We start from the raw sequence: 22,705 nt of genomic DNA on the forward strand, positions 1-22,705 counted from the left end.
GCTAGCAGCATGCCGCCCGCACCCGGAGACCGTGAAGCCCGCCGCAAGGACGTATCCGAGGCGGTGTGGCGCGTACTCGCCGACAAGGGGTTCGGCGGGCTGACCCTGCGTGCCGTTGCCGCCGCGATGGGGGTCTCGACCGGGATGCTCATGCACTACTTCCCGACCAAACGGGCTCTGACCACGCACGCCCTGAACCTGCTGGAGGAGCGCACTGCGGAGCGGCCCCGTCGCGCGAGGCCCGCCGCGGGCCTCGCCACCGTGCGCGCCATGCTCCTGGACATCCTGCCGCTGACCCCGGGCGACACCGCCCGCAACCGCATCTGGGTCAGCTCCTGGGACCTCTCCCTCGCCGACGACGAGCTGGCCACGGAACAGGCCGACCGCTACACCCGCCTGCGCTCGACGATCCGCCCGCACCTCGACGCCGCACGTGACCTAGGGCAGCTCCCCGCAGACGCAGACCCGGAACAACTCGCCGCCACTGCCGTCGCCTTCACCCACGGACTCGTCGTCCAGGCCCTCTTCGACCCCGGCCGCTTTCCCGAAGGCGTACAGATCACCATGCTCGACGACTTCCTCGCCTCGACCGCGCTGCCCCGGCCCGACGACGGCGGCAGCCCCTGTACCCACGTCACACCTCCAGCTCGTTGCATGGAGACTTGAGACGCTGCTGCACGCAGGTGCTCCGGTCTGTCCTGCTGGGAGGCGGAATGAAGAGGCTATTGAGGACTACGCGGCAGGGCCGCAATGCTGTTGCGCCTGCGGTGCTGACCGTGACCGGTCTCCTGATCGCCGGCTGTGGAATCGACGGCGGCGGAGGCGGCGAGGCGAGTCCCGAGAGTTCACCGGTCATCCGTGTCCTTGGAGTGGACGAATCGATCGACCCTTCCCGGCTGTTCACCGAGGGGGCAGGCACTTCTGAAGGGGCTGGAGCTCCCCGGCGGTGCCGGTGAACTATCGACCTCACGCGGCACCTTACGAGGGCTGCCCGAAGACCGCGGTAGACGCCGAAGCCGGCCCGCCTCGGGAAGTCCGCTTCAGCGCTGAGGACGTGCGCATCGGAGACGACGCGTTTGTTGAGAAGTCGGAGTCCGGCGAAGCCGACACCGACCAGGAAGACTCGGCACAGGACGGCCACACTTACAGGGTCTACATCCGTCTGGGTGGCGTGATTGTCGAATTCTTTGGCGCGAGGGATGAGACCACCCTCGTCGAGGCCGCCGCGAAGGGCGCGCAGAAGGTTCGAACGCTGTACGGCATCTCCTGAAGCCCCTCGAGTGCGGGGCAGGGGTGGCTTTCTTCGCGAATCGGTCTGACTGTCAGACCCGCCTGAGCAGCCACGCGACATCACGAGTGCACCCCGGCAAGGGAGATGGGAGCGGCAAGCGCTGTGGGAGTCGGGCGGGCCGAGTGGCTACTGGCGCGGCTCGGGTCAGGAGACTGGCAAGAACCAGAAGATGACGCCGGCGAGTCCGATGGTGCCGAGGATGATTCCGGCGGCGGCGGTCCACAGGCGGCCGGCGCCGCGTCGGGCGTAGTGGATGCCCGCCGCGCCGAAGGTGACGGCGAGCCCGCCGGCAATGATCGTCCATGCGAGTAGGGCGAGCGCGAGCGCGGGCGTCCATGCACCTAGGGCTGAGATGGTGCCGAGGACCAGTGCGGTGGGACCTAGGGCGACGGCGGGTGTATCGGTTCGGCCGGGCGCGGTCGGCTTGGTCATGACCTGTTCCCCCATTTTTTGAACGAGTTCAAATTTACTGCTGATCATACCGACAGGTGGTGCGGCTCACTGGGTCGGGATGGGCATGGCGAAGCCTCCGGTGGCCGGCGAGGGCTCGGATCGGGCGCGGCAGACAACCAGCCGTCAGCCGCTACGACGCCACGAGCTCAATCCCAGTAGCTTGTCGATTAGCCTCGTCTCCGTTGGGGGTGGGGATGGAAGAGGCGGTTTTTGGGTCCGTCAGGTACTCCGGTGTGTGTCATGGCTGCGGTGCGGAGCTGGAGTGCTGGGGAGTTCAGGGCCTGGTGGACGGCCGGTTGCGATGGGACGTCGAGTCAACCTGTTCCGCCTGTGGATTTGCGGTAGCCGTGTGCGGTGGCGAGATGCCGGCCGAACGACGGGATCAGATGCTCTTTGAACATGGGCCGGCGAGACTGCGGGTGAGCAGTCCGCCGGCGAAGAACCTCGTCGTCATGCGCGTGCTACGGGCTGAGCTCGGCATCGACCTGATGAACGCCAAGTCTGCGCTGCGCCGTGTGTTGGACGGTGATTACTCAGGAACGCTTCCCGAGATGGAATGCCTGGCCCGCACGCTTCGGGGGGCCGGCATCGCTGCTTCAGTTACGCGCCCTTAGGCATCCGATTCTGCAGGTCTGTGCTTGGTTGGCGGCGCCAGTCCCATGCCGGGAGGCGGTCCAGCGGCGTGAGGAACTCGCTCGCCGGCAGAACGGCCCCGTCGTTCAAGCGACGGGCGTTGCTCCGAGGGGGCGGGAATGATTACAGGTGGCCAGGACACGCCTCCACCCCCGAAGCGACCGTATCCGAACTGCTCCCGTCAGGTCGTCTGGCTTCCGTCCAGCGGGGGTGGTGGCTGGGCCCCTCCTCGCGCGCTCGTGAAATCTGCGCTCTGCGAAGGTGACCGTCCATTGCGTGGCGTCCGCTCTACCTCCCACCTCCCGACACCCGCACCTTCGGGTATGACCCGCTACGTACTCTGCCGATGCTGACCGGCGTGCTGCGCGTCCGACGGCTGTGAAGCAGCACGGCGAACGCAGAGCTCTCTCGCCCGGTTGCCGCCGTCGGACCGCGACATCAGGCCGTATCCGAGAGGCTGGTTTCCCCGAATCGTCCTGGTGGTCGCCGCTCATCCCTGCCGTGCGCTGTCGTGCACCGGCTGCCGAGGCACCAGGGATGCGCGGTGCCGTTCAGGCCGCGCCCGCCGGAAGAAGGCGGTCGACGGCCCGGACCGGCTGTGGTCCGGGCCGCAGTCAAAGCCCTCGCCCTTAACCTCCAGCAGGCGTCAGCCGTCGTTCTCGGAGGAGGGAATGTATGCCCCCGGTACGTCCTGCGGCGCGAAGATCTTGTTCTCGCCCGGGTACGGCTTGTTCCAGTTGTACGTTTCGTACCAGGTGAGGTGGTTCATCTGGGCGGGGTTGGCGTAGTCGGGGACGGCGTGCGGGCCGGTCAGCCGCTGCTTGGACTTCCACTTGTCCCAGGTTGCCGCCAGGTCACGCTTGCCCGCGGGTACCTTCGCGGGCGAGACGGCGGCTGCCTTGGGGTTCTGTGGTGCCGGGTTGTCCGAGCCGCAGGGCGGCTGGGTCTTGAGGCCGTCGGTGAGGGGGACGCGGTTGGGCTGCGCCGTGAACGGGGTGGTGTCCGGGTGGGGTGAGAAGGCGCCACTCATGGGGCTGGCGGCGCTGTCCTTCTGGTTCATCGGGTGGATCCCGAGGATCTGCTCGATGGTCCGGATCGTCGTGATCTGGGTGTAATAGTGGCTGTCGGTCTTGCCGTGCTGTGCCCAGGGGCTGATGATCTGGATCGGGGCCCGGTGCCCGTCGATGTGGTCGAGGCCGGCCTGGGAGTCGTCCTCGACGACGAAGATGGCCGAGTTCTTCCAGTACTTGCTGTGCGAGATCTTGTCGACCATCTTGCCGACGGCGAGGTCGTTGTCCGCGACCTGGGCGGATGGGCTGGCGGGACCGCCGGTGTGGTCGTTGGAGAACCAGAACATGTTCAGGTTCGCCGGCCCGTTCTTCTCGAAGTCCTGCTTCCAGACCTGGTACTTGTAGACGTCGGGGACGTCGAGGTCGAACATCGGGAAGCCGGGCACCGACACGTCGTTGAGCGAGGGAATCGCCGACCCGGTCTTGATGGGGTAGGCCGTGGGCTGACCGGTTGCGTCCATGGTCTTGGCGTCGCAGTACAGGTTCTGCCAGGACGCTCCGGACGGCTTGCTCTCCAGCGACTGGAACTCACCGAAGTCCTTGACGGACTTGCCTGCCGCCTGCGCACCGGTCCACAGAAAGCCGGACTTCTGGTGGCCGAGCGCGTCGTTCTCGGTGTCGTAGCTGCGCTGGTACTCACCGGCCGAGGACTCGGTGTATTCCGGATTGTCGCTCTGCATCAGCCAGTTGTGGCCCTCAGCGGAGTTCGTGCCGATGTCGTAGGTGTTGTCGTACAGCCCGAACTGCTTGGCCATCGCATGCTGGTTCGGCGTCACGTTCTCGCCGAACTGCGCCAATGTCGCATCGCCGTTGCCCTGCGGGATGTCGCCGAAGACCTGGTCGTAGGTCCGGTTCTCCTTGACGATGAGGAAGACGTGCTTGATCGTCGAGGGGTCGCCGAGCCGCTGCGGGACCGCAACCGGCTTCGCGTGGCTCTTGCCGTCGGTCTTCTTGACCGAGTGGCCCATCCAGCCGTTCTGCTTGAAGACCTGGGCCGTCTTGGACCTGATGATGTTGTCGTCCGGCAGGGTGAAGCGCTGCAAGCTGGAGGTGGTGTCGTGGGTGCCGTGCGCGCCGCTGGGGTTGGGGCGGCGGGCGTCGATGCCACGGGTGTTGGAGACCAGCACCTGCTTGCCGACGGTGGTGATCTCCGAGGGGAAGTAGTCCGTGGGGAGCAGACCGACGTAGCTGACCGGCTCCTGCGGGCTCTTGTACTTGTACACGGCGACCGCGTTGGCGCGGCCGAGCGTCACCAGCAGATGACCGTCGTCGGTGAGGGTCACCGCATTGGGCTCGTAACCCACCGACGCCTCCGGCCACGGGCGGGTGGCGATGGTCTGCACGACCTTGTCGCCGGCGGTGCTGATGACCGACACGTCGTTGGTGGCGGTGTTGGTGACGAACAGTGCCCCGCCCTTGGCGTACAGGGCGGTCGGGTGCAGTCCGACGTCGATGCTCTTGACGGCGGCATCCGGCTTCGCCAGGTCGATGACGCTGACCGTGCCGGTGGTGGTGGCACCGGTTTTCGGGTCGGCAGGCACCTGGGTGTTGTAGGAGTTGATCGTGGTGTCGCCGGGCTTGGCCGGACGGCCGCCCTCGTTGCTGACGTAGAGCTTGTCGCCGACCTTGACCATGTCACGCGGGGCGTTGCCCACGTCCCAGCTGTGCTTGACGGCCCCGGTCGCCGCATCGAGGGCAACCACCTTGTTCTGGCCGTTGACCGCGGCGTACACGGTGGACCCGTCGGAGGAGAACACCGGCTCACCCACCAGCGCGTGCTTGGCGCCGTCCACCGGGATCCGGATGAACACCGGGTCGGTGACGCTGCCGTCCGGGTTCACGGTGAACTTGGTGTAGCCGTCGGTCTGGCCCAGCCACAGCTGCTTGCCGTCGGGCGAGTACGTGGGGCCTTCCTGGCCCACGGAGTTGCTGCTGATGCGCGGGATGGACGATGCGGAGGCGCTGACGAGCTGCTGCACCTTCCAGTTGTTGCGGTCGACGATGGCCAGCGCCGCTCCGCCGTCGGTCAGTGAGGCCGCGACGTGGGTGCCGTCCGGGCTGACCGAGGACGACATGATCTTGCCGTTGTCGATGACGAGGCGTTCGCCGTACGGGGCGATGTACTGGTCGCTGGAGACGACCTGGCCGTCAGCGGTCTTCTGGCCGACCTGGTCCGTGCCGAACTGGTGCGTCTGGGCATATCCGATGCCGGCGGTGGCGGCGAGAACGACCGCGGTGGCCGTTACCAGGGCACTGCGGCGGCTGAGGCGTCTGAAGCGTCGCTCGAGAAAGCCGGAACGGTCGTTGTCGTCGTGCCGACGGCGGCGTATGACCTGCATGGAGTCATCCCTTCGAGGTGGAGAGAAGTTCGACGTTGCCGTCGAACTGCCACAGCGGATTCGGTGCGTCGCCTTCCGGAGTCCGCACCAGGAAGTAGCCGTTGACTTCCTTCGGCCCATCGCCATCGGCCATGAACCGCCCGTCCGGGGTCACGTCGAGCTGATAGATGGCCTGCCCCGCGACCTGGACGCCGGGCAGATACCAGGAGACGACGCAGCGCCAGTCGTTGCCCGGCCCCTGCGCGGCGACCCGCAGGCTGCCCTTGCTGCACGTCGCCGTGGCTCTGAGCCGGGCCTCGGTGACGGCGGGCCGGTGGAGCTGCTCGGTCTGCATGCGGTACAGGTGGGCGAATGCCGTGGCGACCGAGCTTTGCACCTTCTCCTGCCCGATCCCGGAGCCGGTCGCCGTGGCCGTGGTCGACGTCGTGAGGACCGCCACCGTCGTGGCGATCAGCCCGACCAGCGGCAGCACCGCGACCGTCGCCGCGCGGCGCCCCGAGCCGTCGTAGTTCAGGTTCGTGAAGTCGCGCCGCAGGAACAGCAGGTAGGCCAGCGCTGTCGCCAGCACGGCCCATGCCAGGCTGACACCGATGCCGATCAGGAGCGGGGTGAGCTGTGCCGGGCCGGTGAACAGACCGTTCCAGGCGATGAAGGCGTAGCTGGGCAGGGCCAGGCGTACGGCGACGGGCAGTGGCATCATCTGGGCGAGCTGCATCGCGAGGGCGACGAGCACGGGCAGCAGCAGTCCCATCGGGGAGCGCCCCAGCGCGACGGACCCGAGCAGTCCGATCCCGGCGAGGGCGAGGGTCGGAGCCAGGACGCAGACCCAGGCGAGCAGGACCTTCACGGCGGCGTCCGCCGACGTCAGCAGGTGGCCGTCGAGGCCGACCAGCGGCCGGCTGCCGACCGCCACGACCCCACCGGCCGCGCTGGAACAGGCCAGCCCGGCCACGAGCAGCAGAAGGACGGTGAGGCTGGCGAACACCTTCGCGGCGAATATCCGCCGGGGCGACCGCACCGCCACGAGCAGATGGCGCCAGGTGCCGAGCCGGTCCTCGGCGGCGAACACGTCGCCGGCGACCACCGAAGTCAGCAGCGGAAGCGCCCAGGCACCCGCGAAACCGAGCACCACCAGCGGCCCGGCCCATCCCGTGGTGAGCATCCAGCGGCCGAAAAGGGTATCGACGGGGAGCGTGCTCTGTTGGCTCACCGCGGCGACGAAGAGCGCCGGCGCGATCCAGCAGGCAACAACCAGCAGGCGGATCCGCCACTGTGAGACCAGCTTGACCAGCTCGAAGCGGTAGGCACGCGCCACCGAGGCGCGGCGGGTACCGGCACCGTGGGGCCGGGCGGGGGTGAGGGTCGCGGTCATCGTCCGGCCTCCTCAGGTTCGGTGAGGGCGAGGAACGCCTGCTCGAGCGGCGATACCACGGGGGAGAGCTCGCGTATCGCGACGCCCGCCTGCACCAGCCGCACCACCAGTTCGTCGAGGGCAGGCGCCAGTGCGCGCACGACGAGCATCTGCGCATCGTGCCGCGCCCCGGCGTCGTCGACGAGGCGTATCCCGGCCGTTTCGGTAGCCAGTTGGCGGGCGGCGTGCGCATCCAAGGTGCGCACCCGGTAATCGAGTTCCTGCTCCTGGGCGGCCAGCTTGCTCAGCGGACCGGAGAAGACGACCCGCCCCGCGGCGAGGATAGTGACGTCGGAGCACAGGGCCTCGAGGTCGTCCATGCGGTGACTGGAGAGCACGACGCTGGTGCCGTCCGCCGCGAGCCGGGTCAGCACACCGTGTACGTGCTTTTTGCCGGCCGGGTCCAGACCGTTGGACGGCTCGTCAAGCACCAGCAGCCGGGGCTTGGTGAGCAGCGCCGCGGCCAGCCCCAGCCGCTGTCGCATGCCGAGGGAGAAGCCGCGGGCCCGTTCGTCGGCGACCTGGGTGAGCCCGACCTGCGCAAGCGCGTCGTCGATCGCCGTCGTCCGTGCGTCGTCACCGCGGAGCGCGGCCAGTGCGGCGAGGTTCTGCCGGGCGGTGAGCGAGGGGTAGAGACCGGGTCCGTCCACGAAGCCCGCGACACCGTCGGGAGCGTCGAGCGCCCGCCCGACCCGTGTACCCCGAATGTCGAGGGTGCCGCTGTCGGCGACGGCCAGACCCAGCAGGAGGCCGAGCAAGGTCGTCTTGCCGGCGCCGTTCGGTCCGGCCAGGCCGTGAATCTGTCCCTGCGTCACATCAAGGTCGACGCCGTCGAGCGCGATGACGTCGCCGAACCATTTGGTGATCCCACGAGCCCGGACTGCGAGGAGTGCGTCCATGAGTCCCTTCCTTCGAAAGCCTCAAGGACCGTAGATGCAGCGCGCAACGATGACCAGGAGCAGTCAGTTGAATGCTCTCGAAACGGCTGACGACCGGAATGCGCCCCCACGATGCCCGGGCGGGCGCCGAGGGGGGCGGCGGGGTGTCGGCGGTGGCGGGCGCGGCTGACGGCGCGGATGCGTAGGAGAGGGTGGGGCGCCTCTCCGCGTCCGGCTGTGTCGCGACGGCGCCGTCATCGGTGTGCCGTGCTCACCGCGGAGCTTCGCACCGCCCGCCGCACCGGCCACTTCCCTTACGAGAACGCGGCCTTGAAGTGCGTCTGCATGGCCATCATGGAGCAATGCTCAGGACTTGTGGATCGGCCCCATCGAGTCCACGTTCTCCCGCGTCAAGCTCCGCACCAAGGTCACCCGTGGCGCGGGCAGCCCGGCCGCAGCCCTCGCGATGGTCTTCAAGCTCGTCGAGTCCGCCCAGGCCCGCCGGCGCGCGATCACCGCACCCCACCTCGTCGCCCTCGTCCGCGCCGGGGCTCGCTTCGAACGCGGCCTGCAGGTCGAGCAATTGAACGAGCAGGCCGCTCAACCTGCCATCGGTGAAGCCGCTCAGCCGTGGCCGGCGACCTGCTCGGCAACAAGGGCGCGGAATGCCTCCGGGTCACCGATGACCGTTTCCGCGCGGTCTCGCTGCTGGTACAGATCGTAGTAGCGGGCGCCGATGACGTCAGGGTCCATCACCTCGTCGCCGGGGACGATGCCGGAGGCGATCGTCACCGTCGCCGCATGGATCCCCTGCGGGCGTAGTTCGGCGTGCAGAGCGTGCGCCCAATTGCGCAGGCCCGCCATTGCCATTCCAACGTTGGCCAGGAACGGCGCGGGGACGGTGGAAGACACACCGGTGGTCAGCAGCAGGGTCCCCTCGCCGCGGGCGCACATCTGCGGCAGCACTTGCCCCACGGCCGCCACTGCACCAAGTACGTGCAGATCGATCTGCGCGGCGGCGGACGCGGCCGTGGTCTGGGCAGCGCCGGTGATCGGCCCTGTCGGGCTGGGGCTGTACTCCAGGACATCGACTGGTCCCAACGCCTCCCCGGCCGCGGTGATCGCGGAGGCCAGCGCGTCACGGTCACGGATGTCCGCGGGAAACCACGCAGCCTTCACGCCCAGCTCGGTCAAGTCGCCGACCAGAGCATCCAGGGTCTTCCTGTTCCGGGCGATCAGTCCCACTTGGAAGTCCTGGCGACCGAACGCCCTGGCCACACCCATCCCCAGCCCCGGACCTGCACCCACAATGACAAGAGTCTTGGCCACCCCGACATCCCCTCTAGCCACCAGCGGTGCGCCGCACGCGATCGCGCCGCACCGCCAGGTAGTTACTGTTTGTTCGTAGCAGCATGATTTGTTACCCGGCTGGCAGCCACAAGACGGCACATTCATGTCGGTAACGCACAAGGAGGTAACCGTTGACGCCCCGCAAGAGCACCTTGTCGGCCGGTCGACATGACCCGGTTCAACCCGATCCTGACGCCGAACCGGCAGGTGAGACTGAGGATGAGGTGTGCCGGGAGGTGCTGCGGATCCTCGCCCTGATCGGCGACAAGTGGAGCATCCTGGTCATCGGACAGCTCCGGGAGCGGACCCTGCGCTTCGGCGAACTCCACCGCGCGGTCCGCGGCATCTCGCAACGCATGCTCACCCTGACCTTGCGACATCTCGAACGCGATGGACTCCTCACCCGCACCGTGCATCCCAGCGTTCCCCCACGCGTCGACTACGCGCTCACCCCACTCGGCTCCACACTCCTGGACTCCATGGTGGGCCTCGGGGAATGGGCCACCACACACCGACAGGAAATCAACCACAACCGCCGCCGCTACGAAGCCACCCACTCACCGCGATCCCAACCCTGACGCCTGCCCAAGCCGCCCACAGAATGTGACAATTGCTCGCCATCATGCCGCTCTGAACCCCACCGGCAAGGGTCACGGGGGGTGCGCGGAAGCGGGCGTGCCCTCGTTGTGTGTGCGGGGCGATCGTTCGGATCCGCATGGGGATCCGAACGTTGCGCCCTACCCGTGCGGTGTGACTGTTAATTCCAAGGGTCGGTGAAGGACCGGCCGGGTACCGGTTTGGCGATGAGTGCGACGGCGATGAAGAAGTTGACCTGGCCGATGGCGAACATGAGGGTGGCGAGCGCCTTGGGCTCGTAGTGCTCGGCTGCCTGGGCGTAGAGCTGGTCGGAGACCCTCTCGCCGTGTGCGGACGGCTGAAGCACGGCCTCCACGAGTGCCAGCGCGGCGCGCTCGGCGCCGGTGAAGTACGGGGAGTCCTGCCAGGAGGCCACCGACGTGATCCGCTCCTCCGTCTCGCCGGCCTTGCGCAGGAAGCCGGTGTGCAGGACGGTCAGGTAGGTGCTGCCGACGATCTGGCCTGCACGCAGCTGGAGCAGACTGATCGTGGAGCGTGGGATCGAATTGTTGCCGGTGAGCTTGAACAGCGCCGCCGATACTGCGGCCAGCTCGGGGACGAGCTCGCCGGGGTCTTCGGTCATCCGCGGGACCATCGGGACCTCTGCGGTGATTGAACGTGTTTCCATCGCTGTCTCCTTAGGGCTTTCTTGGTGCTGTCACTGCCCTGACGGTTCGGGAGGGGGAGATGTGACCGGTGGAAGAAAGTTGTTCGTGTTCGCCTTGGACATCGACCTGTCGGACGGGCTCCGGTGGGGTGGCTTCGTGCCGGCTGGAGGCTCTTTCAGGAACGTTGGCCATTCGGCCGTCGTGGTCCCCGGCCGTGAGGAACGCCGGACTGTGTGAGGCTGCGGTTTCCCTGGCGCCATGAGCTGCCGGTGTCGGTGTCGGCTGCAGCCGGGTGCCGCGTGGCCGCGATCGATGTCCGCGGCTGCGGTCGTTCATCCAGGCCCGGCGGCACCGAGAGGTACTCCCTGTCCGCCGACACCATGCCCGCGCCCGACACGCCCGACCCGCACTTCGTCAGCCATGGCGAAAGCCCGCGCGTGCGCTTCCCCACCGGTCGGCTGCCCTCCTGGCTCAGTGAGAGTGACCTGGCCATCTGCAGCGGGGAGTTCGAGCGGGACGGCGTGAGTGGGGCGCTGAGCCGTCACCGGAACATGGACCGGGACTGGGAAGATCTCGCCGGCTTCGACGGCACCCCGTCAATGAGGTGCGACCAACGCACCTACGTTTTCCACGGCACCGTCAGGCGTTGTCTCGCTCCGACTCCGGCTCCGACTCCGGCCCGGCTCCGGTCGCGGTCCGCCGGATGGCCTTAGTAGTACCCCTTCTCCCCGTCGAGCAGCTCCCGCACGATGTCCGCGTGGCCCGCGTGCCGTCCGGTCTCCTCGATGAGGTGGATGAGCATCCAGCGGAGGTTGGCGTTGCCGGAGTGGTAGTCGGGGTGGCGGCCGACGTCGTCCAGGGAGGCTGCGGCCACGATCTCGTCGCTTCGGGCGCACTGGGCCTCGTACTCCGCGAGCAGTTGCTTCAGCGGGACGCCGTCGGTGCGCCAGCTGGCGTCCTCGTCCGTCTCGTCAAAGGATGGGTTCAGCGTCTTGTCGCCGCCGAGGAACAGCACCTCCAGCCAGGTGTGCTCGGTCCACCGCATATGGCTGATGAGCCCGGCCATCGTCATCGCCGGCGAGGTCGGGATCACTGAGCGGTGCGCGTCCGCCTCGTTCAGGCCCTGGCACTTCCATCGGAGAATCTGCCGCTGGAGATCCAGCCAGCCCATGAGCGCGGTGCGCTCGTCGGCCTGCAAGGGGGGACGTTCAAGTGAAGGGGCCATGCCTGCGGACGCTAGCGCGCCCGGCCTGCGGGTGTCGCCCTGTTTTCGGCTGTGTACGGCAATGGGCTCCGCGCCTCCTGCCGATGCCGACGACCCGGGCCTTGAACCGGTTGCAAGATCCGTCGGACCGGCTCTGGTCGTCCGAGCCGGTGTCCGGCGGCGGTTCTTCGACGGCGAAGGGCAGGAAGCTGCACCTGATCTGGGAGGACTGTTCGGCCGCCGGGCCTGAGCACTCGCCGTATCTCTTGGCCGGCGTCGGTCCCCAGTCCCTCAGATGGTGCAGAACCAGTGACGCGACCACGTCGTCGACCACGCCGTCGGGGAACGGGCCCCGGCGTGGGCCGAATCTGCGGTTAGCCGATCGACGTGTCGCCGTGGGCTTCGAGGAGGGTGCGCAGCGCCGCGGCGACACGGTCACAGGTCTCGCGGTCGAGTGGTTTGAGGATCTCTGCGTAGTTGCGCAGGTGTGCCTCCATCGCCGTGTTGGTGATCTCATGGCCCCGCTCGGTGAGGTGGATCTTCACAGTCCGCCGGTCGGAGCCGTCGCGCACCCGCTCGACCAGGCCCTTGGCCTCCATCCGGTCGATGCGATTGGTGATCGCGCCCGAGGTCACCATGGCCGCCTTGAGGAAGGCGCCCGCGGTCAGGGCGTACGGAGGGCCGGAGCGGCGCAGCGTGGTCAGTACGTCGAACTCACCTGGTTCCAGGCCGTGTTCAGCGCTGAACTCCTTGAAGCTCTTCTCGATGACCCGGTGCATCCTCTGCATGCGGCCGAGCACCTCGACGGGCCACAGCTCCTCCTTGAGCTCGGGGCGCTCCCTCTCCCACTGACCGATGATCGCGTCCAGCGCGTCGCTCATCGCTTCTCCTCCCACTCTTGCGCCAACATCTACCTTCTCAACGTTAAGACACTTGACGCTGAACAACCAGCCCTGCTTTTATCTCAACGTTGAAATTATCAACCTTGAGACGAACAGGGGTGCTTCACCATGTCCACTTCCGCTCCCGCTTCCTCCCAGTCCTCCGTCCCCGCCCTGACCCTCGACCCGACCGCCCAGGACCTGCTCTTCCGCGAGGCCCGCACCGCCAACACCTTCACCTCCGAGCCGGTCACCGAGGAGCAGATACGCGCGGTTTACGACCTGATCAAGTACGGTCCGACGGCTTTCAACCTGTCCTCGCTGCGCATCACCCTGATCCGCACCCCCCAGGCCCGCCAGCGCCTCCTGCCGCACATGGCCGAAGGCAACCGGTCCAAGACCGCCGCCGCCCCGCTCGTCGCGATCCTCGCCACCGATCACGAATTCCACGAAGAACTCCCGAAGTTGGTGCCGCACGCCCCGGGCCTGAAGGACACCTACTTCGCCGAGCGGACCGTGCGCGAGCAGGCGAGCCTGCTCAACGGCGCCCTCCAAGCCGCGTACTTCCTCATCGGCGTCCGCGCCGCGGGGCTCGCCGCCGGCCCGATGACCGGATACGACGCCGAGGGCATCCGCAAGGAGTTCCTGGACGACGACCACGAGCCGCTGATGGTCGTGAACATCGGCATCCCCGGCCCCGACGCCTGGTTCCCGCGCCAACCGCGCCTCACCTACGACGAGGTCGTCACCACCGCCTGACCTGCTGTCCGACGTCGTCTCCTGCCACCACCGCAAGCACCCCGGGGGAAATCCACATGCCCGCGACCGCCACACCCCACCCGCACACCCCGCCGGCCCTGCCCACCCCGCAGACCCTGCCCACTGGGCCCGCCCGCCCCGACCAGGACCACCCCCGCACGACTGCGGGCCAAGTCCCCGTCTTCTGGCTGGCGTTGCTCGCCACACCCATCGCCGCCGGAGCCAACGCGCCGGTACTGATCCTGCCGGACATGGCCCGCTCCCTGGGCGTCGGCGCCGCGACCGCCTCCTGGCTGGTGATGGCGTTCGCCTGGGCAATGGCCGTCGGTACTCCGCTGGTGGCGGGCCTGCTGCGGCGCCGCGGCCTGCGCGCGGCACTGCGACTGAGCGGGGCCCTGGTGTTCGCGGGAACCGTGCTGGTCACACTCTCCCCCTGGCTCCCACTAGCCCTCGCCGGACGCGCGGCACAGGCAGCCGGCGGCGCGGGCCTGGTGACCTCGGCGATGAGCCTCGCCGGGAGCGCACGCCGGATGGGCGTGATCAGCGCGGGCTTCGGAATGCTCGGCGCGTCCGGGCCCCTGCTCGGCGAATGGCTCACCGGGATACTCTCCTGGCGCGCGGCGCTCGCCGTCTCCGCCATCTCCCTGCTCGCGGTCGCCAAGGTGGGGCGGTACGCGCGTGAAGTCCCGCCCGCCGAGGACCGGTTCGACGCCCGGGGCGCCGCGCTGCTCACAGCCTTCGCCACGGCCCTCGTCCTTCTGCCGACCGCACCGGCATACGCCACGGCGCCCGCCGTCATCGCCGGCGCGCTGCTGACATGGCACGTGAGCCGCCGCCCGGAAGGCTTCGTACCTCTGAAGCTCCTGCGTACGCCGGCCTTCCGCACCTCCGCGCTGCTCGCCCTGGCCGCCTCGACGTCATACTTCACGCTGCTGTTCGCGGTGCCCGAACTGCTCGCCGACCGCGCCGGCTGGTCAAAGGGAGACGTCGGCACCGGCCAGCTGGTGGCGCTCCTCGTGGGGGCCGCGCTCTCCTGGTTCTTCGCGGCGGCGTCCTCACGGATCGGCCGGGGCACGGTCCGGGTCGTGCTCGTGGCGCTCGGGGTGGCGGCCGCGGGGACGGCGGCAGTGACGAGCTGGGGCCCGCTGCTCCTGGTGGCGATGGGGACTGCTGTGTTCACCGCGACCGGATCCAACGCGGTCCTGTCGGTGCACGCCGCGACGAGCGCGCCGGAGCAGGCACGGGCCACGGCGATCGGCCTGTTCACCCTCTGCTACCAGCTCGGCGGAGCCTTCGGCCCGGCAATCGCGACGGCACTGGTCCTGAGCTGAGCCACGAAGCTACCTACCTACCTACCTACCTACCTACTTGGTCAGGTTCCTCCGGGCTCGTAGTCGGCCAGGATCTCGCCCCGAGAGGTGGGAGTTCTCGGCACCGCCAGAGACACGCGGGAGCGGACTGTCCCTGGCTCCCGCCGGGGCGGCTCGGCTGCGGACGCCGGCTCAGGCGCGGCCGGGACCACGCGCGGGACCGGCAACGTGCAACCATCAAGAGATGGCCGACACAGAGTAGCGATGGCGGCCGTACCTTCCGGCGTGCGACCGAGCGGGTCGTCAACGAGATCGCCCAAGGGCTACGCACGTTGGATGCCGTGCGAGCTGGTTCTCCGGCCTCGCCCCGACACGTCAGCGGGAGGTTCTGCGCAGGGCTCCCCGCCACCGAACACGTCAAGGCGTTCCGGGTCCTCGTCTCCGTGTTCGCCGTCGCCGTCGCCGACACTCGCCGCCGCGAGACGTACTGCAGAGGCACCTGCGGTCACGCATGGCACACCTGCCGGCGGCAATCGAGCGGCCGCAGCATCGGCCACGGATCGATCGTCAGCCAACGATCAGCATTCGACCCTGACCAACCGGATTCGACAAGAGAGCGTCAGTCTTTCAGGGCACAGACACCCCCCTCGCCGCTATCCGGCTATAGCTCCGATGAGGACTTGCCGGACAGTCCCTCAGCGGGCCGGGCGAAGCGTTCTTTGAGGGCGTCCAGGCCGGTGGCGTAGATGTTGTCGCCGAACTGCTTCTCGATCTCGGGGACGAGTTCGCCGGCGGCCTCGTATGTTGCGGCCCAGCGAATCTCGGTGCCCGCGTCGTGCGGGTGCACGGACAGAGTGGCGACGTAATCGGAGACGGGGACGGCGGATTCATGGATGGTGTAACAGAGCATTCGGCGCGCGTCGTCCTTCTCCAGGAGCCGTTCCCGGATGACCACTTGGCCGTCGACGGAGAACGCCTGCACTGCCCCGGGCGTCTCGGGATCGGCGCCGTCCTCGATCACCGACGGCGGAAGCAGGGGATGCCAGTCGGCGAGGCCGCCGAACGTGCCGATGATCCGCCAGACGGCATCGGGGTCGGCGGTGACGACGGTGGTGCGGGTGAGCGTGTGCACGGGAGAGCCTCCGATGAGCGCGGATCGCGATGACTGCGGGTTGTCTGTGATCGGCCGTTGCCCTCGACGGCTCACCAAGTGCCATCGCCGCGCAGTACGGCGTCGGCGCCGCCGTCGATGAAGACGACCTGGCCGGTGACCAGTTGGTTCTCGGGAGAGGTGAGCCATGTCAGGAGGGGAGCGATCTGCGCCGGGTGTGCGTGGCCGTGAAGCGGCATGGGGACAGTCGCATCGACGATCTTCCGCACGTCCGGGCTGGCCAGCATGGGTTCGGTCATGGGGGTGACGACGGTTCCGGGGGCGATGGCGTTGAGGGGGATACCGGCGCCCGCCCAGTCGGCGGTCACGGCGGTGCGGCGTATCCATCGGGCGATGGCGGCCTTCGTCGAGCCGTAGATCGCATAGCCCTCCCCCCGGTCGACCGCTGCCTGGGCGGCGGCCAGCGCCGCTTCCTCGTCACCGGCGAGCGCCGCGTCGGCGATGGCCGAGTCGTGAGGGTGGATGGAGGCGACCGAGGCGATGACGACGGCGCGGGGGTCTGGACTGGCGGCCAGCAGGGGGCGCAGCCCTTCCAAGGTGGCGACCGCGCCGAAGTAGTTGACGCTGACGGCTCGGGGGTCGAAACCGGCGAGGCCGGCGCCCGCGATCACCGCGTCGAGTCGCCCACCGCTCAACTCGTTTGCCTGTCGGACCAGATGGACCCGGCCATCGGGGGTGGCGAGGTCCGCGACGATATCGGCGTCCTTGAGGTCGGCGCCGATGACCGTGTGCCCCTGCTCCTTGAGGCTGGAGGCGGTGGCCTTGCCGATGCCGGAGGCAGCTCCGGTGATGAGGTAAGTGCGGGACATGGTTCGCTCCTTCGTTGACGCTGCATGTTCAACCGGTCACTCCCGATCAGTCATTAGTTCCGTGGAACCGCGGCTACCTCGACAGGGCGACCAGCTGCGGGTACGACGAGGCCGGGTGCGTAGGCGATGTCATACAGCTTGGGAGGCAGGTCCCACATGGACCGTCGCACGGCACTGGGCGGCGCATGGGCATCGTTACGGTGCCTCGATCCTGGGATGGGGGCGGCCTCTTTCTCTACGTACGCTGTACATAGTAGCTCCTGTTTGGATGGACTGTCAGGAGGAGGGAGGTGCCACCATGGCCCGCGCAGGATCAGCATCCTTATCGGGCAGCCGCGCCGGCATCCGGCTCGCGGAAGCCCGCTCGACCGCTCGGTTCCAGCTCGCCACCGAACTGCCCGTCGCGGTCCTTGCACGGCACCCTAGGCATCGACATCACCGTCGCCGTCAAGCGGCAGCGAGCCGCCGCAGGCGACTGGGGCACCCACGGAGCCGACGTCGGCTGACGTCGGCCGACGGCTTCACGTCAGAACTGCTGTCACGTCAGAACTGAGAAGAGAGAGGACACGACGATGGGCGCTTACGTGTCGATCAGAGGGTGGCTGGAGTGCGACGAGACACAACTCGCCACCGTCCAGGAGATCATCGCCACACACGACGACGATCACTACACAAACGGATGGGGCTCACCCCGCCGGCACGTCAACTGGACCCACTACATCTTCTACGGCGCCGACATCCGTGAATCAGCCCTGAACTGGTTCACCGACCAGATCAGAGCGATCGCTCGGATCCCCGCCTCCGACGCCGACGGAGACCTCGTGCAGGGCCTGTTCCTTGCCAGCCACGAAGTCGAGGGGACGACCGAGTGGCAGGTCCGTGATGGCCAACTCTTCATCGCACCGGCCGACATCAGACACCGGTACCTCGACGAATAGCCTCACCCATTCCGAGAGTTCCCCCACCCGACTCCGCCATCACGACCGTCTCCCTCACAGGAACGAAAACGCGACGCCGTCACGAAGCTCGACGCCCACGCCGTCGACAACCACGGTCATCCCAGCCCCAGCCCCAGCCCCAGCCCCAGCCCCAGCCCCAGCCCCAGCCCCAGCCCTTGCACCGACACCGCCTACGAACTGCGCTCCGTCGCCGTCTCCTACAACGGATCACCGAACCAAGCAACGTCAAAGCGGGAGGCGGCTCCTGCCCGATCCGCTCCCAGTGCGCCGGCTGCGGCTTCTACCGCACCGGCCCCTCCTACCTCACGGCGGGGTGGCCGATGCGCTGCGGCGCTGTGATGGCCGTGTCCGACGTGCAGCGAATGAGCCCTGCTCAGCGGCGGGTATCGGGGGCGGGGCAAGCATTCGGGTATCCGCTGCGCGGCGTGGTTGCCGGGGTATCCCGGGCGGAAGCGAACCGGGTATCCGCGCGGGGGAGCGGCCACCGTGGCTCCCGGCCCCGGTGCACGGGGTGGCGGCTAGCTATTCGCAGCGAATGACGGAATTGGGGTCCGCAGCCGGAACGAAGGTTGCTGACCGCTTGGCCCCGTAGCCCAGGGCGTTGCTCCCAGTCCTTCCAGGAGCTCAGTCCCGCTGCGCGGGCCCGAAGGCGGGCGGCCTCTGATCATCTCCGGCCGGGCCGACGTCGCCGTTCTTCCATGCTGGGTCGTAGGCGCAGGGCACGGTGGCGCCGCCGATGAAGTACTCCCGGTCTGGGAACCAGGTGAAAGACATCAGCTCGGCGCCGTCGTCCCGCTGGACGAACAGGTCCCAGTTGCCCTTCGTGCCATCACGGTAGGACGTAACCTTCCAGCCAGTGTCCTTCAGGTGCCGGTGCAGTCGACGGAGGCCGGAGACGGCCTGGCCGGCAGGGACGTGGTCCAGAGCCCAGCTGTGGTTCATCCGGTAGGCGCCGTCGATGGCTTTGTCCTCCAGCCCCAGCAAGCCCCCGTCGTGGCAGAAGTCGGAGCTGAAAGTGTTCTCTGTGCTGATGCCGAGTCGCTCGACTCCTGGCTTCACGGTGCGTTTGAACCCCACGACGTCGTATGCCTCCTGGGAACGTTTGAAGGCGCGGGCCGCCATCTCCTCAGGCACGACGCGGGGAATGTCCGTCGACCCCCATGAACCCCACGCGAATTGGATGACCAGCACGAGTACGACGACGAGCGCCGCGCAGCCGCATCCGAGGGCTCCGAGGACGGAAGAGCGGGCACCGGACTCGGCTGGGATGGTGGTTTCAGTCGGCGCGGTCTCCTGGGGCATGCGAGGAAGCTATGCGAGCAGGCGAGAGCGGCGGATGAGCGCGGCTACCTGGCAAGGAGTGCGTACGCGTACTCAATCGACCAGCACTCAGCTTGAGGTTTGACCACGACCTTCTGCTATGGCACCTCCGGTGATTCCGTGCGGGAAGCCGGCAGTACGACGACCAGCCGTGCTCTTGCTGCTTCGACGCCGGGAACGCGCCCGTATCCGCAGCGAGAAAGGCATCCGCTGGGGCGGCCGCCCTCTCAACCCCGCGGTCTGACCGTCCGCCCCTGTGATCGTCAGCGACCCAGCACGGGCGGCCTCACCGCGGGAACCTGCCCCGTCAGGGCCTTTCGGGCTTGCGGGCCAGGAGGCAGGCGTGCGGTCTGTTCACCCGTCCGCCGGGCTCCTGCTCCAGTCGCGCGGTGACGACGAGCCCGGCCTGGCCCAGCAAGCCGACCATGTGGCCCAGGGGCAGAAGGTGCGACTCATAGGACACCGGTCGGCCATAGCCGTGGGTTGGCTGCAGCCGTTCATTGCCGACGTAGTCTCCCCAGAGCAGGAAGCCGCCGGACGCGAGCGTGCGGTGGAATTCAGCGAACACCGCCGGCAGCCACTCCGGGGGCGTGTGGTGGGTGGAATACCAGGCCAGGATGCCGCCGAGTTCGTCGTCTCCCGTCTCCAGGGCCGTCATCGAGCCCTCGGTGAACCGCAGGTCCGGATAGGCGTGGCGGGCCAGCCCGATCATCTTCGGTGACAGATCGACGCCGAAGGCGGACACCCCCAGCCCGGCGAGGTGCGCCGTTATGCGACCGGGGCCGCACCCCAAGTCTGCGACTGGTCCCAGACCGGCCGTCCGCACGAGCTCGGCAAACCCCGCCAGCATCGCGCGGGACAACGGGTCCATCTCGGCTGGAGGCGGGACGCGTTCGACGTAGTCGGCGGCGACCGTGTCGTACGACTCCCGGACAGCGGTCAGAAACGAGGGCTCGGCCATGCGGACGACCCTAGACCAGGGAACTCACAGGCCGTGGCGCGACCTTGTTGACCTTCCTGACATCCACCGCTGCAGACACCGGCCGTCACGCCGACCCGGTGAACCTATGAGGGCCGAAAGACCTCGACATGCTCCACGCCATCTTCGCTGTCTTCGCCGCGCCTTATCCGACCACGTTCTGCCGTCTCGATGAACTCGGCCTGAAAGCCGTCGGGCAACCCCTTGAGCCGGATCAGGCGGTGATCGAGTGCCGGCACCCAGCCGTGTTCACCGATTAGCGGCCAACACTGCCGCGAGGCCTTCTTGCAGGTCCTTGACGAAATACTCGGGAACCTCCAGCGACGGGAAATGTCCGCCGACCTCGGGGGACCGCCAGCGGACGATCTGGCGGTACCGCTCCCGTGCCCAGGGGCGTGGACACTTCTCGATGTCGCGGGGATACATAGTGATTGCTGACGGGACGTCGACCCGAAGTTCGGGATCGAGCGAGTTGTGGCTTTCGTAGTAGATGCGGGCCGCCGATGCGCCGGTCCGCGTCAGCCAATACAGGGTGACGTCGTCAAGAATCCTGTCTCTGGAAATCGTCTCGAACGGGCTGTCTTCGGTATCTGACCACTCGGCGAACTTGTCGAGGATCCAGGCAAGAAGCCCGATCGGTGAGTCGACGAGCGAGTAGCCGATGGTCTGCGGTCGGGTCGCCTGCTGCTTCGCGTACGCCGCGCGGTGGTGCCAGAAATCGCGGGTATCCTCGGTCCACTTGCGCTCGGCCGCCGTCAGCCCGTCCGTTGTCAACCCGGGCGGCGCCTCCGCGAACAATGTGTGGATGCCGAGAACGTGCGCCGGGAACCTGCCGCCGAGGACCGTGGTGATATTTCCTCCCCAGTCGCCGCCGTGGGCCACGAACTTGCTGTAGCCGAGCCTTCCCATCAGTTCCACCCATGCGGCCGCGATCTTTTCGGTTCCCCACCCGGTGGTGGCCGGCTTGTCGCTATAGCCAAAGCCCGGCAACGACGGGGCCACTACGTGGAACGCCGGCGCGTCCGCATCTTTCGGATCTGCCAGCTCGTCCACTACATCGATGAACTCGGCAATGCTGCCCGGCCAGCCGTGCGTCAAGATCAGGGGAGTGGCATCTGCGCGGGCGGATCGGCGGTGCAGGAAGTGGATTCCCAAACCATCAATGGTCGTGCGGAACTGGCCGATCCGGTTAAGGCGCTCTTCGAACGACCGCCAGTTGTACCCGGTGCGCCAGTAGTTCACCACATCGACGAGGTCGGCGAGAGGAACGCCCTGTTCCCATCGACGAGGGCCGGGCGCGGCGCGATGGACCGTCTCGGCCTCCGGTAGCCGCGCCGCGGCTAGTCGCGCGCGCAGATCGTCGAGGTCAGCGTCAGTTGCGTGGGCTTCAAACGCTTGCACGTCGCTGGTTGGACGGGACATGAACCCTCCTGGCCGTCGCGGAACCGGCTATGACCTTCGGTGAACCGGCTATGACGGTTCTACCAGTTTTCGGAGCCACGCTGCAACCAGCTAAGGTGGTTCCATGCATGCTCGGTTCCCTGACTTCCGCCTCGGTAATGTGCTGGCTACCAGCTTCACGGGGACCCTGTCGGAGCGTCATGGCAGCGCTGTGGAGCGCATTCCCACGCCGCACCGACTCATCGACTGGCTGGCAGTGAACGGCCTCGCCGTGGACTCCTGCACCGCTGCCCAGCTCGACCTCGCTCGGGAGCTGAGGGAGTCGATTCACGCCGCCGCGACAGCGGCCGCGATCCAGGACGCTCTCCCTGTATCCGCTGTCCAAGTCATCAATGACTGCAGCGTTCAGGGTCGGGCCGCGGCCATCCTGACGCCCGAGGGTGAGCGGCGATGGCGGCTCAGCTCGGCTTCCTGCGTGGAAGATGCCCTCAGCGTGATCGCCGCCGACGCGATCAGCATCATCGCGGGCGAACGAGACGGAAAATTGGCCCTGTGTGCATCACCAACCTGCCAAGCCGCCTTCTTCGACACCAGCCAAAGTCGCACCCGCAAATGGTGTGACATGAACACGTGCGGGAATCGTCAGAAGAAAGCGCGTTTCAATGCCAACCAGCGCAAAAACCCTAGATCAGCAGAGTGATTGTTACCTTGGTACATCCACCCGACATGCTCCGCAGTGAACTGCACCGGCTCCCTCCCTGCTGGTCATCGTCGGCTTCGCGCGCGAGTCAGGGCCGCAAAGGCCCGCGGCCAGGGCCGGGGAGGAACCGACGGCTTCTTCCCGGCCCGCCACGGCGTCATCCAACGTGCTTGCAGCACCGGAATGCCGACCCCGGCCGCGGCGAGTCCGGCGAGCGTGGTGTAGGCGAGAGACCGGCTCTTCCCGCCTCACGCCGGTCGGCCCGGACGGCGCGTAGCCGGCAAGCATTTGTCTGTGAGTTCGGGAGGCATCCGACGTGTGGACGCGTCTGGAATGTTCACGTGAATTGTGATGTCGCCGCAGAGGGGATGGGCCTTCGCAACTCGCTCCCAGCCGAAGGCGCTGATCGGTGTGAGCATGCTGCGTCCACTACAGTTCAGCGTGGGCCGTGACTGGCGCTGAGGTGGAGCACCACCGGGGAGCGGTCTGACGAGACGTCGTTGCCGTGCGCCTGGGCGATTGGTCAGCAACGCCTGGAGGGCA

At 67.8% G+C, this 22,705-nt stretch carries 22 protein-coding genes, 3 pseudogenes and 1 riboswitch; of the genes and pseudogenes, 12 read left to right on the plus strand and 13 right to left on the minus strand.

Going from position 1 to position 22,705, the window contains the following annotated elements; translation table 11 throughout:
• The first annotated feature begins 9 nt into the window (after positions 1-9).
• Positions 10-666: a TetR/AcrR family transcriptional regulator gene (locus ACIRPT_RS24210; RefSeq protein ID WP_403830410.1), complete on the plus strand. Its 657-nt coding sequence runs from the start codon at positions 10-12 to the stop codon at positions 664-666.
• A 280-nt stretch (positions 667-946) separates the two neighbouring features.
• Positions 947-1,270 (plus strand): hypothetical protein, encoded by a 324-nt coding sequence (locus ACIRPT_RS24215; protein ID WP_403830413.1) that lies wholly within the window; start codon positions 947-949, stop codon positions 1,268-1,270.
• A 165-nt stretch (positions 1,271-1,435) separates the two neighbouring features.
• Here the strand turns inward: ACIRPT_RS24215 and ACIRPT_RS24220 are convergent, their stop codons facing one another.
• The 4 genes from ACIRPT_RS24220 to ACIRPT_RS24235 form a co-directional block, all read right to left on the minus strand.
• Positions 1,436-1,771, minus strand: a complete 336-nt coding sequence (locus ACIRPT_RS24220) for a hypothetical protein (RefSeq protein ID WP_403830416.1) — start codon at positions 1,769-1,771, stop codon at positions 1,436-1,438.
• 1,252 nt (positions 1,772-3,023) lie between these two features.
• Positions 3,024-5,786, minus strand: a complete 2,763-nt coding sequence (locus ACIRPT_RS24225; RefSeq protein WP_403830419.1) for an alkaline phosphatase family protein — start codon at positions 5,784-5,786, stop codon at positions 3,024-3,026.
• Between the two features lie 4 nt (positions 5,787-5,790).
• Positions 5,791-7,158 (minus strand): ABC transporter permease, encoded by a 1,368-nt coding sequence (locus tag ACIRPT_RS24230; protein WP_403830422.1) that lies wholly within the window; start codon positions 7,156-7,158, stop codon positions 5,791-5,793.
• The gene (locus ACIRPT_RS24235; RefSeq protein ID WP_403830425.1) at positions 7,155-8,096 is read right to left on the minus strand and encodes an ABC transporter ATP-binding protein; all 942 of its coding nucleotides are present in this window, start codon (positions 8,094-8,096) and stop codon (positions 7,155-7,157) included. Before ACIRPT_RS24235 ends, ACIRPT_RS24230 begins: the two co-directional genes overlap by 4 nt.
• Positions 8,097-8,460: 364 nt before the next feature.
• Here ACIRPT_RS24235 and ACIRPT_RS24240 point away from each other — a divergent pair.
• A pseudogene (locus tag ACIRPT_RS24240) lies at positions 8,461-8,658 on the plus strand (IS256 family transposase); the annotation flags it as partial.
• Between the two features lie 41 nt (positions 8,659-8,699).
• On the opposite strand, the gene ACIRPT_RS24245 reads toward ACIRPT_RS24240, so the two are convergent.
• The gene (locus ACIRPT_RS24245) at positions 8,700-9,404 is read right to left on the minus strand and encodes an SDR family NAD(P)-dependent oxidoreductase (RefSeq protein ID WP_403830427.1); all 705 of its coding nucleotides are present in this window, start codon (positions 9,402-9,404) and stop codon (positions 8,700-8,702) included.
• A gap of 257 nt (positions 9,405-9,661) precedes the next feature.
• Here ACIRPT_RS24245 and ACIRPT_RS24250 point away from each other — a divergent pair, with 257 nt between their 5' ends.
• Positions 9,662-10,003 carry a winged helix-turn-helix transcriptional regulator gene (locus ACIRPT_RS24250; protein ID WP_403830429.1) on the plus strand — a complete coding sequence of 114 codons (342 nt, stop codon included), beginning with the start codon at positions 9,662-9,664 and terminating at the stop codon, positions 10,001-10,003.
• Between the two features lie 179 nt (positions 10,004-10,182).
• On the opposite strand, the gene ACIRPT_RS24255 is transcribed toward ACIRPT_RS24250, so the two are convergent.
• Positions 10,183-10,689: a carboxymuconolactone decarboxylase family protein gene (locus ACIRPT_RS24255; protein ID WP_403830432.1), complete on the minus strand. Its 507-nt coding sequence runs from the start codon at positions 10,687-10,689 to the stop codon at positions 10,183-10,185.
• A gap of 342 nt (positions 10,690-11,031) precedes the next feature.
• Between ACIRPT_RS24255 and ACIRPT_RS24260 the strand changes: the two are divergent.
• A pseudogene (locus ACIRPT_RS24260) lies at positions 11,032-11,265 on the plus strand (alpha/beta hydrolase); the annotation flags it as partial.
• A gap of 113 nt (positions 11,266-11,378) precedes the next feature.
• Here the strand turns inward: ACIRPT_RS24260 and ACIRPT_RS24265 are convergent.
• Together ACIRPT_RS24265 and ACIRPT_RS24270 are read right to left on the minus strand one after the other, a co-directional pair.
• Positions 11,379-11,894 carry a DinB family protein gene (locus ACIRPT_RS24265; protein ID WP_403830434.1) on the minus strand — a complete coding sequence of 172 codons (516 nt, stop codon included), beginning with the start codon at positions 11,892-11,894 and terminating at the stop codon, positions 11,379-11,381.
• A 353-nt stretch (positions 11,895-12,247) separates the two neighbouring features.
• Positions 12,248-12,754, minus strand: coding sequence for a MarR family winged helix-turn-helix transcriptional regulator (locus tag ACIRPT_RS24270; protein ID WP_403830436.1), 507 nt, complete (start codon positions 12,752-12,754; stop codon positions 12,248-12,250).
• A 129-nt stretch (positions 12,755-12,883) separates the two neighbouring features.
• Here ACIRPT_RS24270 and ACIRPT_RS24275 point away from each other — a divergent pair, with 129 nt between their 5' ends.
• The 3 genes from ACIRPT_RS24275 (at position 12,884) to ACIRPT_RS24285 (ending at position 15,569) form a co-directional block, all read left to right on the plus strand.
• The gene (locus tag ACIRPT_RS24275) at positions 12,884-13,513 is read left to right on the plus strand and encodes a malonic semialdehyde reductase (protein ID WP_403830438.1); all 630 of its coding nucleotides are present in this window, start codon (positions 12,884-12,886) and stop codon (positions 13,511-13,513) included.
• A 56-nt stretch (positions 13,514-13,569) separates the two neighbouring features.
• On the plus strand, positions 13,570-14,844 hold the full coding sequence (locus tag ACIRPT_RS24280; RefSeq protein ID WP_403830440.1) for an MFS transporter: 1,275 nt from the start codon (positions 13,570-13,572) through the stop codon (positions 14,842-14,844).
• 320 nt (positions 14,845-15,164) lie between these two features.
• Positions 15,165-15,569, plus strand: a complete 405-nt coding sequence (locus tag ACIRPT_RS24285) for a DUF5958 family protein (RefSeq protein WP_403830442.1) — start codon at positions 15,165-15,167, stop codon at positions 15,567-15,569.
• Here ACIRPT_RS24285 and ACIRPT_RS24290 read toward each other — a convergent pair.
• Positions 15,485-15,955 carry an SRPBCC family protein gene (locus ACIRPT_RS24290; RefSeq protein WP_403830444.1) on the minus strand — a complete coding sequence of 157 codons (471 nt, stop codon included), beginning with the start codon at positions 15,953-15,955 and terminating at the stop codon, positions 15,485-15,487. The two genes, ACIRPT_RS24285 and ACIRPT_RS24290, sit on opposite strands and share 85 nt — an antisense overlap.
• Positions 15,956-16,026: 71 nt before the next feature.
• Positions 16,027-16,803, minus strand: coding sequence for an SDR family oxidoreductase (locus ACIRPT_RS24295; RefSeq protein ID WP_403830447.1), 777 nt, complete (start codon positions 16,801-16,803; stop codon positions 16,027-16,029).
• 572 nt (positions 16,804-17,375) lie between these two features.
• On the opposite strand from ACIRPT_RS24295, the gene ACIRPT_RS24300 reads away from it, so the two are divergent.
• Both ACIRPT_RS24300 and ACIRPT_RS24305 read left to right on the plus strand, forming a co-directional pair.
• Positions 17,376-17,741, plus strand: coding sequence for a hypothetical protein (locus tag ACIRPT_RS24300; protein WP_403830449.1), 366 nt, complete (start codon positions 17,376-17,378; stop codon positions 17,739-17,741).
• A gap of 54 nt (positions 17,742-17,795) precedes the next feature.
• Positions 17,796-18,073, plus strand: a pseudogene (locus ACIRPT_RS24305) (hypothetical protein); the annotation flags it as partial.
• Between the two features lie 313 nt (positions 18,074-18,386).
• On the opposite strand, the gene ACIRPT_RS24310 reads toward ACIRPT_RS24305, so the two are convergent.
• Both ACIRPT_RS24310 and ACIRPT_RS24315 read right to left on the minus strand, forming a co-directional pair.
• Positions 18,387-19,064 (minus strand): hypothetical protein, encoded by a 678-nt coding sequence (locus ACIRPT_RS24310; protein ID WP_403830451.1) that lies wholly within the window; start codon positions 19,062-19,064, stop codon positions 18,387-18,389.
• A 325-nt stretch (positions 19,065-19,389) separates the two neighbouring features.
• The gene (locus ACIRPT_RS24315) at positions 19,390-20,043 is read right to left on the minus strand and encodes a class I SAM-dependent methyltransferase (protein ID WP_403830453.1); all 654 of its coding nucleotides are present in this window, start codon (positions 20,041-20,043) and stop codon (positions 19,390-19,392) included.
• Between the two features lie 128 nt (positions 20,044-20,171).
• Between ACIRPT_RS24315 and ACIRPT_RS24320 the strand changes: the two genes are divergently transcribed.
• Positions 20,172-20,321 carry a hypothetical protein gene (locus ACIRPT_RS24320; protein WP_403830621.1) on the plus strand — a complete coding sequence of 50 codons (150 nt, stop codon included), beginning with the start codon at positions 20,172-20,174 and terminating at the stop codon, positions 20,319-20,321.
• Here ACIRPT_RS24320 and ACIRPT_RS24325 read toward each other — a convergent pair.
• A complete protein-coding gene (locus ACIRPT_RS24325; protein ID WP_403830455.1) occupies positions 20,311-21,483 on the minus strand; it encodes an epoxide hydrolase in 1,173 nt (390 codons plus the stop codon). The two genes, ACIRPT_RS24320 and ACIRPT_RS24325, sit on opposite strands and share 11 nt — an antisense overlap.
• Positions 21,484-21,586: 103 nt before the next feature.
• On the opposite strand from ACIRPT_RS24325, the gene ACIRPT_RS24330 reads away from it, so the two are divergent.
• Complete coding sequence (locus ACIRPT_RS24330) at positions 21,587-22,162, plus strand: CGNR zinc finger domain-containing protein (RefSeq protein WP_403830457.1); 576 nt, start codon at positions 21,587-21,589, stop codon at positions 22,160-22,162.
• A gap of 438 nt (positions 22,163-22,600) precedes the next feature.
• Positions 22,601-22,686: riboswitch (ZMP/ZTP riboswitch) on the plus strand.
• Positions 22,687-22,705 lie beyond the last annotated feature (19 nt).

This window comes from Streptomyces sp. NPDC101227 (assembly GCF_044767545.1).
Classification (GTDB): Bacteria; Actinomycetota; Actinomycetes; order Streptomycetales; family Streptomycetaceae; genus Streptomyces.

Coding starts and splice junctions, on each gene's coding strand:
- ACIRPT_RS24210 (WP_403830410.1), top strand. CDS start 10: ATGCCGCCCGCACCCGGAGACCGTGAAGCCCGCCGCAAGGACGTATCC.
- ACIRPT_RS24220 (WP_403830416.1), bottom strand. CDS start 1,771: ATGATCAGCAGTAAATTTGAACTCGTTCAAAAAATGGGGGAACAGGTC.
- ACIRPT_RS24225 (WP_403830419.1), bottom strand. CDS start 5,786: ATGCAGGTCATACGCCGCCGTCGGCACGACGACAACGACCGTTCCGGC.
- ACIRPT_RS24230 (WP_403830422.1), bottom strand. CDS start 7,158: ATGACCGCGACCCTCACCCCCGCCCGGCCCCACGGTGCCGGTACCCGC.
- ACIRPT_RS24235 (WP_403830425.1), bottom strand. CDS start 8,096: ATGGACGCACTCCTCGCAGTCCGGGCTCGTGGGATCACCAAATGGTTC.
- ACIRPT_RS24255 (WP_403830432.1), bottom strand. CDS start 10,689: ATGGAAACACGTTCAATCACCGCAGAGGTCCCGATGGTCCCGCGGATG.
- ACIRPT_RS24265 (WP_403830434.1), bottom strand. CDS start 11,894: ATGGCCCCTTCACTTGAACGTCCCCCCTTGCAGGCCGACGAGCGCACC.
- ACIRPT_RS24270 (WP_403830436.1), bottom strand. CDS start 12,754: ATGAGCGACGCGCTGGACGCGATCATCGGTCAGTGGGAGAGGGAGCGC.
- ACIRPT_RS24275 (WP_403830438.1), top strand. CDS start 12,884: ATGTCCACTTCCGCTCCCGCTTCCTCCCAGTCCTCCGTCCCCGCCCTG.
- ACIRPT_RS24280 (WP_403830440.1), top strand. CDS start 13,570: ATGCCCGCGACCGCCACACCCCACCCGCACACCCCGCCGGCCCTGCCC.
- ACIRPT_RS24295 (WP_403830447.1), bottom strand. CDS start 16,803: ATGTCCCGCACTTACCTCATCACCGGAGCTGCCTCCGGCATCGGCAAG.
- ACIRPT_RS24300 (WP_403830449.1), top strand. CDS start 17,376: ATGGGCGCTTACGTGTCGATCAGAGGGTGGCTGGAGTGCGACGAGACA.
- ACIRPT_RS24310 (WP_403830451.1), bottom strand. CDS start 19,064: ATGCCCCAGGAGACCGCGCCGACTGAAACCACCATCCCAGCCGAGTCC.
- ACIRPT_RS24315 (WP_403830453.1), bottom strand. CDS start 20,043: ATGGCCGAGCCCTCGTTTCTGACCGCTGTCCGGGAGTCGTACGACACG.
- ACIRPT_RS24320 (WP_403830621.1), top strand. CDS start 20,172: ATGCTCCACGCCATCTTCGCTGTCTTCGCCGCGCCTTATCCGACCACG.
- ACIRPT_RS24325 (WP_403830455.1), bottom strand. CDS start 21,483: ATGTCCCGTCCAACCAGCGACGTGCAAGCGTTTGAAGCCCACGCAACT.
- ACIRPT_RS24330 (WP_403830457.1), top strand. CDS start 21,587: ATGCATGCTCGGTTCCCTGACTTCCGCCTCGGTAATGTGCTGGCTACC.